Origin of the sequence: Synechococcus sp. CCAP 1479/9 (assembly GCF_019038535.1) — a bacterium.
In the GTDB taxonomy this organism is placed as follows: Bacteria; Cyanobacteriota; Cyanobacteriia; order PCC-6307; family Cyanobiaceae; genus Cyanobium.
Genome location: NZ_JAFKRK010000024.1, coordinates 67364 through 79569 on the forward strand (window position 1 = coordinate 67364; position 12206 = coordinate 79569).

Sequence of the window (12206 nt, forward strand, 5' to 3'; positions counted from 1 at the left end):
CCGAGGTCCGGGGAGGGATGCCGATGGGGAGAGGGCGACTAGCGTGATGCAGGACCGCGACGGCGGCCCGTTCGATCTCCGCAACCATTGATGATCAGGGACTTCCAGCCCAGGGGCTTCCGGCGATCAGGGGCCGGTCGCTGGCCCCACACCGCGGAACAGCGATGGTGAGCCGCGTTGTCGAGGCAGGGGAGCCAGGGGCCGGAGCGATCGAGGGCCTGCTGCAGAGGATCGAGCGGCCGGCGGCCCTGGCCGATGGGCAGGGGGTGATCCTGGCGGCGAACGGGGCGTTCTGCCGGCGTTCGGGGCTGGAGTGGGCGGCGCTGCGCCAGCGGACCTTGCAGGAGCTCTGTGCCGCCGACGTGGCGCCGCTGCTGGCGGGGACCGTGGCGAGTCTGCGCAGTGATCTGGTCGGTGGGCCGCAGGCCGATGCGGCGATTCCCCTGTCGCTCAGCCGCCTGCCCGCCACCGCCGGGCCGGGGACGGTCTGGTGCCTGCTGGAGCTGCTCGACCAGCGGGTGAACCTGGCGGATCTGGATGGCCTGGTGACGGACCGCTACGGGGAGGGTGCCGTGCTGCTGCATCTGCAGGTGCTGCAGCTCGACCTGGTACGCGGCCGGCTGGGCATTGCCGCCTGCGAGGCCCTGATCGAGGAGATTGCCCACCGCCTGGAGACGGCCCTTCCGGCCGGTGGCTTCTTCTCCCGCCAGGGGGGGGACCGCCTGCTGGCCCTGGTGCCGGGAGCGATGGGCATCGACGCGGTGCGCGACATGGCTGGCGAGCTGCTGACCAGCCTGGAGAGCCCCACCACGGTGCTGGAGCACGTCATCGAGCCGTCGCTGAACGTGGGCATCAGCCGGGCCCCCGACGACGGCAGCGAGTTCTCGGTGCTCCTGGATGCCGCCACCCGGGCGCTGGAGGAAACCCACCGCCAGCCCTTTCCCAGCTGCTGCATCGCGGCGCCGGTGGAGCGGTCGGTCCAGTTGCAGGAACTGCTGGCCCGTCCGCTGGCCCTGGCGATCGAGCAGGAGCAGCTGGAGCTGGCCTTCCAGCCGATCATCGAGCTGGAATCCGGCCGGGTGATCGCCGCCGAGGTGCTCTGCCGCTGGGATGACCCGGTGCTGGGGCGCCAGTCCCCCGCCGACTTCATCGACGTGGCCGAGGCCACGGCCCAGATCTCCTCCCTGGGGCGCTGGGTGATGGAGCGGGCGTTCGAGGCGCTGCACCGCTGGGATGTCGCCGGGCTGCAGCTGGGCAGGATCTGCGTGAACGTCTCGCCGCTCCAGGTGCAGGATCCGACCTGGAGCAGCGACCTGCTGATGGCCCTGGAACGCCACCAGCTGACGCCCGGTCGCATCGTCCTGGAGCTCACCGAAGGCAGCATCCTGGAGATGTCGACCCATGTGGCCGACCAGCTGCGGGATCTGAGGCGCCAGGGGTTCGCGCTGGCCATGGATGATTTCGGCACCGGCTATTCCGGCCTGCAGCGGCTCACCGAGCTGCCCTTCAGCGAAGTCAAGATCGACCGGAGCCTGATCTCCGCGATCGACTACGACCAGCTGCAGCAGGCCATGCTCAGCGCCGTGATCCGGCTCAGTGACGCCACCGGGATCATGGTGGTGGTGGAGGGGGTGGAACGCTCCCGCCAGCGGCAGATGCTGCTCACCCTCGGCTGTCGCCACGGCCAGGGGTACCAGCTCTCGGCCCCGCTTTCCGAACAGGAGCTGGAGGCCCTGCTCCAGAGCCAGATCACAACGGAGGCCTGAGGGAATCCCCGAATGGCCTGGAGCCTCCCCCTGCTGCTGTCCATCGACATCGGCGATGGGCGCTCCGTGGCGGGGCTCTCCAAGGCGATCCAGCTGTCGGTGGCGCCGGTGTTCCTGTTCACCGGTGTCACCGGGCTGCTGAGCCTGTTCAGCTCCCGGCTGGCCCGGATCATCGACCGCACCCGTGTCCTGCAGGAGGCCCTGGCGAAGAGCCGGGCGCAGCCGGATCCCGATCCCGAGGACGGGGACCGGCTGGAGCAGGTGCTGGCGGTGCAGCGCCGCCGCACCTTTCTGATCAACCGGGCGATCCTGGCGGTCACCGTCACCGCCCTGCTGGTGGCCGCCGTGGTGGCGGTGCTGTTCATCAGCGCGGTGGCAGCCCTGGATGTCACCGCCATCGTGGTGCCCCTGTTCGTGGCGGCCATGGGCGCGATGATCGTGGGTCTGCTGCTGTTCCTGCTGGAGGTGCAGCTGGCCATCAGCCAGAACCCGCGCCGGTACTACTGAGGGTGGTTCAACTCAGGGCAGTTCAACTGAGGGCAGTTCAACTGAGGGCAGTTCAACGCTGACCCGGTCAGCACCAGTGCCATTGAACTGTCACATTCGATACAGTTCTGCAATGGCCTGGCTGTTGCGCCTGATCCAGTCCCAGCGGCGTAAGGGCCGGGAGTATCAGCCGAGCTTCCTGCCCGCTCAGGTGCTGTTGTCCTGGTTCGGTGCGCTGCTGGCGATCACCCTTCTGGGACTGATCAGCGTCGCCAGTCACTATCCCCTGGTGGCCGCTCCCCTCGGAGCCTCCAGTGTTCTGCTGTTCGGTCATCCCGACAGTCCCCTGGCCCAGCCCCGCAACCTGCTGCTGGGGAATGGGTCGGCGGCCATCGTGAGCGTGGCCTGTGTCGCCTGGTTCGGGACGGCTCCCTGGGTGATGGGCCTGGCGGTCGCCCTGGCCATCGCCGCCGGACAGGTGATGCGCTGCCTCCATCCTCCTGCCGGAGCGGTCGCCCTGCTTGGGGTGCTCCTCCATGCCGGCCCTGGCTATGTGCTGATGCCTGTCCTGGCGGGCTCCCTGCTGCTCCTGCTGGTGGCCCTGGGATTGGCCTGGTTGGCCCCCGGGCGTTCCTATCCCCACCACTGGATCTGAGCTCCGCCATCGGTTCGCCAGGACCGCAGCGGGGAACCCTGGGTCAGCCTTTCCCACCGGCCATGCCCCCCAGCCCCGCCCAGCGTCAGGGAGCCTGGGCGGAGCAGCGGGTGCTGCGGCTGCTGCGGCTGCGCGGCTGGCAGCTGCTGGAGCGCAACTGGCACTGCCGCTGGGGCGAACTGGACCTCATCGTCCACAAGCCGGGACGCCTGCTGCTGGTGGAGGTGAAGGGGCGCCGCCGCGATGGCCTGGATGGCGGCGGAACGGCGGCCCTGCGCCGGCAGAAGCGCCTGCGGCTGGCGCGGGCCTGGGATTGCTGGCTGGCGGCCCATCCGCGCTGGGAGCGGACGCCGGTGGAGCAGGTGGCGGCCCTGGTGCCGCTGCCGCCCTCCCGGGCGCCGGTGCGCTGGATCCGGCTGGGCGACTGAAGGGCTCCTCTGGCGAGGGGAGCGGTCGGCTCAGGGCTGGCTGGTGGCCGGGGCGACCGGGGCCGGCGTGGCCGCCGGGGCCGGCGTCATCGTGTAGTACACGGTGCAGCGGTAGCGGGTGTTGTCCATGCCCACTTCCAGGTCCTCACAGACCGTGCGGGTGATCGTGGCACCCTTGGGCACCTGGCTCTTGGCCTGCTGGCGGGTGGCCTGACGGTCGAAGATCGATTCGGCGGTGACGCTGCCGGCCCGGGCAGGGACCGCCAGCAGGGCAAGGCCGCCCGCCAGCAGGGCACCGGTCAGCAGTGGGCCGGTGAGCCGGAATCCAGGGGCCATGGCGGAAGGGGGAAGCTGCTCCAGCTCTAGCCAGGCCTGACGGCGCTGCAATCTGGGGAGACCTGCCGGCGCTTCCATGACCTTCAGCGGCCACCGGGCCCGCAAGCGCTTCGGGCAGCACTGGCTCACCGATGGCCAGATCCTCGATCGCATCGTGGCGGCCGCCGACCTGCGGGGCGACGACCACGTCCTGGAGGTCGGCCCGGGCCGGGGCGCCCTGACCGAACGGCTGCTGGCGTCGCCGGCGGCCTCGCTGCTGGCGGTGGAACTGGACCGGGACCTGGTGGCGGGCCTGCGGCAGCGGTTCGGGGGTGACGGGCGCTTCACCCTGATCGAGGGGGACGTGCTGGAGCTGGCGCTGCCCTTCCCCGACCGTCCCGCGCCCACCAAGGTGGTCGCCAACATCCCGTACAACATCACCGGACCGCTGCTGGAGCTGCTGGTGGGGCGCCTGGGCCGGCCCGCCCCCTGTCGCTTCGAGCGGCTGGTGCTGCTGGTGCAGCAGGAGGTGGGCCAGCGGATCCGGGCCCGGCCGGGCAGCAGCGCCTTTTCGGCCCTCAGCGTGCGTCTGCAGCTGCTGGCCCGCTGCAGCAGCGTCTGCCCGGTGCCGCCCCGCTGCTTCTCCCCGCCGCCGAAGGTCACCTCGGAGGTGATCGTGATCGAGCCCGTCCCGCCGGAATCCCTGCCGCCGCTGGACCAGGCCCTGGCGGTGGAGCGGCTGCTGACGCGCTGCTTCGCCGGACGGCGCAAGATGCTCCGCACCACCCTGGCGGGACTGCTGCCGGCGCCGGCCCTGCTGGAGGTGGCCGCCGCCGCCGGCGTCGATCTGCAGCAGCGTCCCCAGGAGCTGGCGCCCGAGCGCTGGCTGGCGCTCGCCACCGGCTTGAATCGGGCATCGAGCGCCGATCCCGGCGGAGCATGAACCCGATGGCAGATGTGACGGTGCGGGCCCCCGCCAAGATCAACCTGCACCTGGAGGTGCTGGGTCTGCGGCCGGACGGCTACCACGAGCTGGCGATGGTGATGCAGAGCATCGACCTGGCCGACACCCTGGTGTTGCGGTCCACCGCCGACGCCACGATCCGGCTGCGCAGTGACAGCGCGGAGCTGCCCAGCGACGGCACCAACCTGATCGTCAGGGCGGCCGAGCTGCTGCGCTCCCGGGTCGGCCTGCCGGAGCTGGGGGTGGACATCACCCTGCACAAGCGCATCCCCATCGGCGCCGGTCTGGCGGGGGGCTCGAGCGATGGGGCCGCCGCCCTGGTGGGCCTCGACGCCCTCTGGGGCCTGAGCCTGGGCGCGGCGCGGCTGCACGGGCTGGCGGCCGAGCTGGGATCCGACATGCCGTTCTGCCTGGAGGGTGGCACCCAGCTCTGCTTCGGCCGCGGGGAGCGGCTCGAGCCCGTGACGGCCGCCGGGGCGCCCGGACAGGCCGTGCTGCTGATCAAGCATCCCGAGGCCAGTGTCTCCACCCCCTGGGCCTACGGCCGCTGCCGGGACCTGCGCAGTGACTTCTATCTCGAAGCCGAGGAGGACTTCGAGCAGCGGCGCCAGGCCCTGCGTCAGGGCCCCCTGGTGGCGGCCCTGGCCGGCCGGGGCCCGCTGCCCCACCTGCGCAACGACCTGCAGGCGGTGGTGGAGCCGGAGGTGGAGAGCATCCGCGCCGGCCTCGAGCTGCTGCGCCGCGGCCCGGGGGCCCTGGCCGTCGCGATGAGCGGCTCGGGGCCGAGTCTGTTCGCGCTGCACCCGGACCTGGCCACGGCCGAGGCGGCCCGCGATGCCCTGGCGGAGTCGCTGGCGGCGCTGGGCTTCGACGCCTGGTGCTGCCGCTGCGGCGGATCCGGTGTCAGCCTGGTGACGGATGGATCCGCGCCATGACCGACGAACGCCCCGCCCCACCGCCGCGCAAGGGACCCCTCAGCTTCCTGTCCGGCGCCCTCACCAGCGGACTGCTGGCCTGGCTGAGCCTGGGGGTGAGCCAGCGGGTGGTGGGCTGGTACGTGACCCATCCGCCCCACTTCGACTCGGCCTTCGCCCAGAGCATCGCCACCGCCATGAAGACCCTGATGGTGGGGATGTGCTTCCTGGCCACCTTCACCTTCGCCTTCATCGGCCTGGGGCTGTTCCTGGTGTTCATCCGCAGCCTTTGGCCGGCCGAGGCCGAATCCCCTTCCTAAGCTGCCCCCCAGCCGCCCCTCCCCCCGATGACACCCCACGATCTGGGTCTGTTGGTGGTCCTGCTGCTGCCGGGCATGCTCCTGTCGGTCCTGCTGCTCAGCACCTTCGCCGCCGGCGGCTGAGATAGGTTGGCCGCGCACAGGCCCCTGCTCCGTGGCTGAAACTCTCCTGTTCAACGCCCTGCGCGAAGCCATCGACGAGGAGATGGCCCGCGACCCCCATGTGTGTGTCATGGGAGAGGACGTGGGCCATTACGGCGGCTCCTACAAGGTCACCAAGGACCTCTGCCAGAAGTACGGCGAACTGCGGGTGCTGGACACCCCCATCGCCGAGAACAGCTTCACCGGCATGGCCGTCGGTGCCGCCATGACCGGCCTGAGGCCGATCGTGGAGGGCATGAACATGGGCTTTCTGCTGCTCGCCTTCAACCAGATCTCCAACAACATGGGGATGCTGCGTTACACCAGCGGCGGCAACTACACGATCCCGGCGGTGGTGCGCGGACCCGGCGGCGTCGGCCGCCAGCTCGGTGCCGAGCACAGCCAGCGCCTTGAGGCCTACTTCCATGCCGTGCCCGGCATCAAGATCGTGGCGGTGAGCACCCCCACCAATGCCAAGGGCCTGATGAAGGCCGCCATCCGCGACAACAATCCGGTGCTCTTCTTCGAGCACGTTCTTCTCTACAACCTCAGCGAGGACATCCCCGAGGGCGACTACATCTGCGCCCTCGACCAGGCCGAGGTCGTGCGTGAAGGTAAGGACGTCACGATGCTCACCTATTCGCGCATGCGCCACCACTGCCTCAAGGCGGTGGAGCAGCTGGAGGCCGAGGGGGTCGATGTCGAGCTGATCGACCTGATCAGCCTCAAGCCCTTCGACATGGAGACCATCGCCCGCTCGATCCGCAAGACCCACAAGGTGGTGGTGGTGGAGGAATGCATGAAGACCGGCGGCATCGGGGCCGAACTGATCGCCCTGATCACCGAGCACTGCTTCGACGACCTCGATGCCCGGCCGGTGCGCCTCTCCTCCCAGGACATCCCCACCCCCTACAACGGCAATCTGGAGAATCTCACCATCATTCAGCCCCACCAGATCGTCGCCGCGGCGCTCGATCTGAAGGCGGGTCGTCGCTGAGATGGGACGTCAACAGGGCTGGTTCGCCCTCATCCTCGCCCTCACCATCGCCTCCGGGGCCCTGCTGGCCAACTACGGCCTGCAGCTGGGCCTCGATCTCCGCGGCGGCAGCCAGCTCACCCTCCAGGTGATGCCCGCCGGGTCCATCACCCGGGTGGACACCGAACAGCTGGAGGCGGTCAAGGAGGTGCTGGAGCGCCGCATCAACGGCCTGGGTGTGGCCGAATCCACCCTCCAGGCCGTGGGCAGCGACCAGCTGGTGCTCCAGCTTCCGGGTGAGCAGGATCCGAGCCAGGCGGCCCGGGTGCTGGGCAGCACGGCCCTGCTGGAGTTCCGTGCCCAGAAGCCCGGCACCGAGCAGGAGATGCAAGGCCTGCTGGGCCTGAAGCGCCAGGCGGAGTCGGTGCTGCGCTCCAAGCAGCCCCCCTCCGGCATCAACGACCCCACGGCAACGCCGCCACCGCCGCCGTCCTCCCTGTCGGCGGAGGATCTGGCCAAGGCGCTCACCTCCCTCGGAATCAAGGTTCCTGCCGGCGCCAGTGAGGTCGAACAGCTGGAGCTGCTGCTCCGGGAGACCAACCGCCGCATCCTTACCCTCTACGGCCCCCCCCTGATCACCGGCAAGGACCTCACCAGCGCCGGCCGCCAGCAGCAGGCCACCGGAACCGGCTGGGAGGTGACCCTGGGCTTCAACCGGGAAGGGGGCGAGAAGTTCGCCGCCCTCACCCAGTCGATCGCCGGCACCAACCGGTTGCTGGGCATCGTCCTCGATGGCCGCTCGATCAGCGAAGCCAGCGTCGGCGAGCAGTTCAAGGTGGCCGGCATCACCGGCGGCTCCGCTTCGATCAGCGGCAACTTCAGCGCCGAGGAGGCCCGCGACCTGGAGGTCCAGCTGCGGGGGGGCTCCCTGCCCCTGCCGGTGAAGATCGTTGAAGTGCGCACCGTCGGCCCGTCCCTGGGGGCCGAGAACATCCGCTCCAGCCTGGTGGCCGGCCTCTCTGGCCTGGTCCTGGTGGCCATCTTCATGATGTCGGTGTACCGCCTGCCCGGGATCGTGGCGGTGGTGGCCCTGAGCCTTTACGCCCTGTTCAACCTGGCCATCTATGCCCTGATTCCCGTCACCCTCACCCTGCCGGGCATCGCCGGTTTCATCCTCTCGGTCGGCATGGCCGTGGATGCCAACGTGCTGATCTTCGAGCGCATCAAGGAGGAGCTGCGGGCCGGCAACACCCTGATCCGCTCCATCGACACGGGCTTCTCCCTGGCCCTGTCTTCGATCATCGACGGCCACGTCACCGGCCTGATCAGCTGCGCGGCCCTGTTCTTTCTGGGCACCGGCCTGGTCAAGGGGTTCGCTGTCACCCTGGCGATCGGCCTGGTGCTCAGTCTGTTCACCGCCCTCACCTGCACCCGCACCCTGCTGCGCCTGCTGATGAGCTACCCGGCCCTGCGGCGCCCCACCTACTTCCTCCCCGCCCGCCAGCTGCCGTCCGCCCGATCCGCTGCAGCCCAGCCGGGTGTGGCCTGAATGACCGCCATGACCTCCGTCTCCCCCCCGTCCCCCCGCTTCCGCATCAGCCGCCACCGCCGTCTGGCCTGGGTGGGTTCGATCCTGGCCTGCGGCCTGAGCCTGCTGGGCCTGGCCCTCTGCTGGCTGAATCCGTCGATCGGCGCACCGCTGCGGCCCGGCCTCGATTTCACCGGCGGCACCCAGGTGCAGGTGGAGCGGGACTGTGCCCCCTGCAAGCCCGTCACCGCCGCCGAAGTGCGCCAGGGCCTGGTCGGCCTCGCCCTGCCCTCCCCGGAAGGGGAGGTGGCCCCCAGCCTCGGCAGCGCCTCGGTTCAGGTGCTCGATGGCGGCCGCTCCCTGCTTCTGCGTCTGCCGGCCCTCGATGCCGACCAGAGCAAGGCGGTCATCGATGACCTCGCTAACCGGGTCGGCCCCCTGCTCTCCAGCGGCACCTCGGTCAACACGATCGGACCGACCCTTGGCTCGCGGCTCCTGCAGGGCAGCCTCGTGTCCCTGCTGGTGAGCTTCGCCGGCATCGCCGTCTACATCACCTTCAGCTACAGCGGCATCTTCGCCGGGCTGGCCCTGCTCTGCCTGGCCCATGACGTGCTGATCACCTGCGGGCTGTTCGCCTGGCTGGGGCTGCTCCAGGGCATCGAGGTGGATTCCCTGTTCGCCGTCTCCCTGATCACCGTGGCCGGCTATTCCGTCACCGACACGGTGGTCGTCTACGACCGGATCCGCGAGCAGCGCCGTGTCCTCGGGGACCTTCCCCTGGTGGAGCAGGTGGATGTGGCCGTCGACGCCACCCTCACCCGCTCCCTCTACACCTCGTTCACCACCCTGCTGCCCCTGGTGGCCCTGATCTTCTTCGGCGGCAGCACCCTGTTCTGGTTCGCCGTGGCACTCACGGTCGGCATCGCCGTGGGCAGCTGGTCGAGCATCGGCCTGGCACCCACCCTGCTGCCGGTGTTCTCGAAGCGATGAGGGGCCCCGACCGCAGCGAGCCGATCCGGCGCGGCGGCTGGCCCCTGCTGCCGGTGGTGCTGCTGGTGCTGGCCCTGATCGACCTGCGGGTGGAGCTGATCCTGCTCTGGGACCACCTCACCCTGACCTCCCTCACCGCCGCCGTCCGCTCCCACCTCCTGGCCGTCACGGTGCTGGTGGCCCAGCCCTCCCTCTGGCACCACTACCGCCGGGTCCGCGGCTGAGCCGGCCGGCCCCCAGCGCCGATCCGGTGATCAGGTGCGATCCCAGCGGTCCATCACGTCCCGGACGAGCACCTCTTCGCAGGCCACCTGCAGGACCACCACCAGGGGCAGGGCCAGCAGCAGCCCGGGAAGTCCCAGCAGGGCCCCCAGGCTCAGCTGGGCCATCAGGGCCACCGTGGGCAGCAGGTTGACGGTGCGGCTCAGCAGCAGCGGGGTGAGCAGGAAGGCTTCGCCGTTCTGGAGCAGCAGCCGCAGCACCAGCACCTGGAGCACCTTGGCCGGCGAGATCAGCAGGGCGACCGCCAACGGCAGCAGGGTGGCGGCCGTGGGACCGATGGTGGGCACGAAGGTGAGCAGGCCGCAGACCAGGCCGCTGAGCAGGGCCAGGGGCACCTGCAGCAGGGCCAGGCCCGCCCAGGTGGTGACGAACACCACCGTGCCCGAAATGGTCATGCCCGCCAGCCAGCCCCCGAGGGCCTCGCGGCATTCCCCCAGCAGCTGTTGCATGCGGGGGCGGTAGAACCGCGGCGTGGCGGCGATGAGGAGCCGTTGGTGGCTGGCCGGATCGAGCGCCATCAGGATCGCCAGCAGCAGCATCAGCAGCAGCTGGATGGTGCTGTTGGCCGCGCCCCCAGCTACCCCCAGCAGCTGGCCGCCCAGGGGCTGCAGCCGGTCCCAGAGCGTCCCCTCGGCCAGCTGGCGGTCGAGGTCGCGGAGAAGGGGGGTCTTGGGGACCACATCCCCGAGCCGATCCAGCAGTTCGGGGACCAGCTGGCTGAACTGGCGGATCTGGTCGATCAGTTCCGGCAGCAGCAGATTGGCGAGCACCCAGCCGATCACCAGCAGGGCCAGCAGCACCAGCGACAGGGCCGCCCCCCGGTTCAGCGGCGTGAGCCTGCGCAGCAGGCTGGTGGGCACATCGAGGGCCACCGCCAGCACCACGGCGCCGAAGAGGATCAGCAGCACCCAGCGCAGTTCCCACAGCAGCAGGCAAAGCGCCACCAAGGCAAGGGCCCCGAGCAGGGTGCGTGCCTTCATGTCTGCCGCCGTTCCCGCTTCCAGGGATCGAGGATGTCATGGATCAGCACATCCCGCAGCAGCACCTGGAGGCACACCGCCAGGGGCAGGGCCAGCAGCAGGCCGAGGGGGCCGAACAGCAGGGTGAACAGCAGCTGGGCCGTGAGGGTCAGGCCGGGCAGCAGCTGCAGCTGGTGGTGCATCACCGAGGGGGTGATGACATAGCTCTCCAGGTTCTGAATGATCACGTAGGTCACCAGGACGGCCAGGGCCTTCCAGGGGGCGTCCAGCAGGGCCACCGACATCGGGAAGACCGTGCTGAGGGTGGGTCCCACGTTGGGGATGATGTTGAGCAGGCCCGCCAGAAGGGCATTGGCCGCCACCAGCTTCACCCCCAGCAGGGACAGGCCGATGGCCGCCAGCAGGCCCACGCAGACGGAGCTGATCAGCACCCCCACCATCCAGCTGCTCAGGGCGGTGCCGCAGGCCACCAGCACCTGCCGCAGCCGCCGGCGGTAGAAGGACGGCGCCAGCAGCAGCAGGGCTTCCCGGTAGCCGGTGGGCTGGGCGGCCACCATCAGGGAGACGGCCACGACGAACAGGGTCTGGAGCAGCCCCGCGCCGAGGTTGCCGGCCACGCCCACCAGGCCGATGGCGCCGCCGCCGAGCCGGCCCAGCAGGTCGGGGGGCAGGGTGGCGGGAATCGAGAGGGTCGCTTTCAGCCAGTCCAGGCTGCCGTCCCGGCGGCCGTACACCATCTGGGATGCCCCCTCGAGAGCCTGGCGCAGCAGCTTCAGCAACTCGGCCCAGGCCCGAGGCACCTGCAGCAGCAGTTCGCGGAACTCGGCGATGAACGGCGGGATCACCACCGTGGCGACCACCAGCACCACCAGGCTGACCAGGAGCAGGGCCAGCAGCAGGGCGATGGGACGGGCGACGCCGATCCGCTCCCGGATGGCGCCCACCAGGGTGCACAGGGCCATGGCGAGCACCACGGCGGCGAACAGGAGGATCAGGGCGTCACGCAGGCTCCACAACAGAACGAGCGCCGCCAGCAGGGCGATCAGGCCCAGCCACTGGCCGAATTTCAAACGTCCTCCTGAGACTCCTCGGCCGACTCATCGCCCTGGCCGGCGAAGCCGAGGCCATGGCCGTCGGCGTAACGCTGGGCGAAGCGCATGAAGCGCTCGAAGTCGGCGGTGCTCTTCCAGGTGTAGGTGGCTTCCAGGGCGCTGGCCTTGCCATTGACGAAGCGCGCCTTCACCTCCCGGGTCACCATCTCGCCTTCCTCATCGAGCATGAACATGCCGGTGATGTCCCCCATCGACTGGGGGGCCAGGGCTTCGGGCTCCTCGAAGACGAAGGTGGCCTGGCCGGTGCGGCCATCCCGTGAACGGGTCAAGCGGATGTCGGGCACGACCGTCTCGTCCACCCCGCGGAAGAACTGAATGGCGGCGGCCATGGCACTCGCTCAAAAGGTGA

General features: G+C 70.1%; 15 protein-coding genes. 11 read left to right on the forward strand and 4 right to left on the reverse strand.

The genetic code is table 11. From position 1 onward, the window contains the following. Positions 1-167 precede the first annotated feature (167 nt). From KUG38_RS09955 to KUG38_RS09970, 4 genes are all read left to right on the forward strand, one after another. Positions 168-1766: a putative bifunctional diguanylate cyclase/phosphodiesterase gene (locus KUG38_RS09955; protein ID WP_216921005.1), complete on the forward strand. Its 1599-nt coding sequence runs from the start codon at positions 168-170 to the stop codon at positions 1764-1766. Positions 1767-1778: 12 nt separating this feature from the next. Then, positions 1779-2273: a DUF2721 domain-containing protein gene (locus tag KUG38_RS09960; protein WP_094584492.1), complete on the forward strand. Its 495-nt coding sequence runs from the start codon at positions 1779-1781 to the stop codon at positions 2271-2273. Between the two features lie 124 nt (positions 2274-2397). Then, positions 2398-2907 carry an HPP family protein gene (locus tag KUG38_RS09965; protein WP_353617771.1) on the forward strand — a complete coding sequence of 170 codons (510 nt, stop codon included), beginning with the start codon at positions 2398-2400 and terminating at the stop codon, positions 2905-2907. Positions 2908-2969: 62 nt separating this feature from the next. Continuing rightward, complete coding sequence (locus tag KUG38_RS09970) at positions 2970-3335, forward strand: YraN family protein (RefSeq protein WP_216921009.1); 366 nt, start codon at positions 2970-2972, stop codon at positions 3333-3335. Between the two features lie 30 nt (positions 3336-3365). On the opposite strand, the gene KUG38_RS09975 is transcribed toward KUG38_RS09970, so the two are convergent. Continuing rightward, a complete protein-coding gene (locus tag KUG38_RS09975) occupies positions 3366-3671 on the reverse strand; it encodes a hypothetical protein (protein ID WP_216921010.1) in 306 nt (101 codons plus the stop codon). A 76-nt stretch (positions 3672-3747) separates the two neighbouring features. On the opposite strand from KUG38_RS09975, the gene rsmA reads away from it, so the two are divergent. From rsmA to KUG38_RS10010, 7 genes are all read left to right on the forward strand, one after another. Beyond that, entirely contained in the window at positions 3748-4593 is an 846-nt protein-coding gene (gene rsmA / locus KUG38_RS09980) for a 16S rRNA (adenine(1518)-N(6)/adenine(1519)-N(6))-dimethyltransferase RsmA (RefSeq protein ID WP_216921012.1), read from the forward strand. Positions 4594-4598: 5 nt separating this feature from the next. Then, a complete protein-coding gene (gene ispE / locus KUG38_RS09985) occupies positions 4599-5549 on the forward strand; it encodes a 4-(cytidine 5'-diphospho)-2-C-methyl-D-erythritol kinase (protein ID WP_216921722.1) in 951 nt (316 codons plus the stop codon). Beyond that, positions 5546-5848: a DUF3082 domain-containing protein gene (locus tag KUG38_RS09990; RefSeq protein ID WP_094584495.1), complete on the forward strand. Its 303-nt coding sequence runs from the start codon at positions 5546-5548 to the stop codon at positions 5846-5848. The genes ispE and KUG38_RS09990 overlap by 4 nt, the downstream gene beginning before the upstream one ends. A 154-nt stretch (positions 5849-6002) precedes the next feature. Then, the gene (locus KUG38_RS09995) at positions 6003-6986 is read left to right on the forward strand and encodes a pyruvate dehydrogenase complex E1 component subunit beta (RefSeq protein WP_216921014.1); all 984 of its coding nucleotides are present in this window, start codon (positions 6003-6005) and stop codon (positions 6984-6986) included. Between the two features lies 1 nt (position 6987). Next, on the forward strand, positions 6988-8514 hold the full coding sequence (gene secD, locus KUG38_RS10000) for a protein translocase subunit SecD (protein WP_216921016.1): 1527 nt from the start codon (positions 6988-6990) through the stop codon (positions 8512-8514). A 9-nt stretch (positions 8515-8523) separates the two neighbouring features. Beyond that, positions 8524-9483 carry a protein translocase subunit SecF gene (gene secF, locus KUG38_RS10005; RefSeq protein WP_216921018.1) on the forward strand — a complete coding sequence of 320 codons (960 nt, stop codon included), beginning with the start codon at positions 8524-8526 and terminating at the stop codon, positions 9481-9483. Next, complete coding sequence (locus tag KUG38_RS10010; RefSeq protein WP_094584499.1) at positions 9480-9707, forward strand: hypothetical protein; 228 nt, start codon at positions 9480-9482, stop codon at positions 9705-9707. Before secF ends, KUG38_RS10010 begins: the two co-directional genes overlap by 4 nt. A gap of 30 nt (positions 9708-9737) precedes the next feature. Here KUG38_RS10010 and KUG38_RS10015 read toward each other — a convergent pair whose 3' ends face one another. The 3 genes from KUG38_RS10015 to psb28 are packed head-to-tail and all read right to left on the reverse strand — an operon-like array spanning position 9738 to position 12186. After that, positions 9738-10745, reverse strand: a complete 1008-nt coding sequence (locus KUG38_RS10015; RefSeq protein ID WP_216921020.1) for an AI-2E family transporter — start codon at positions 10743-10745, stop codon at positions 9738-9740. Further along, a complete protein-coding gene (locus KUG38_RS10020; RefSeq protein ID WP_216921022.1) occupies positions 10742-11815 on the reverse strand; it encodes an AI-2E family transporter in 1074 nt (357 codons plus the stop codon). Before KUG38_RS10020 ends, KUG38_RS10015 begins: the two co-directional genes overlap by 4 nt. After that, positions 11812-12186, reverse strand: a complete 375-nt coding sequence (gene psb28, locus KUG38_RS10025; RefSeq protein ID WP_216921024.1) for a photosystem II reaction center protein Psb28 — start codon at positions 12184-12186, stop codon at positions 11812-11814. The genes KUG38_RS10020 and psb28 overlap by 4 nt, the downstream gene beginning before the upstream one ends. Positions 12187-12206 lie beyond the last annotated feature (20 nt).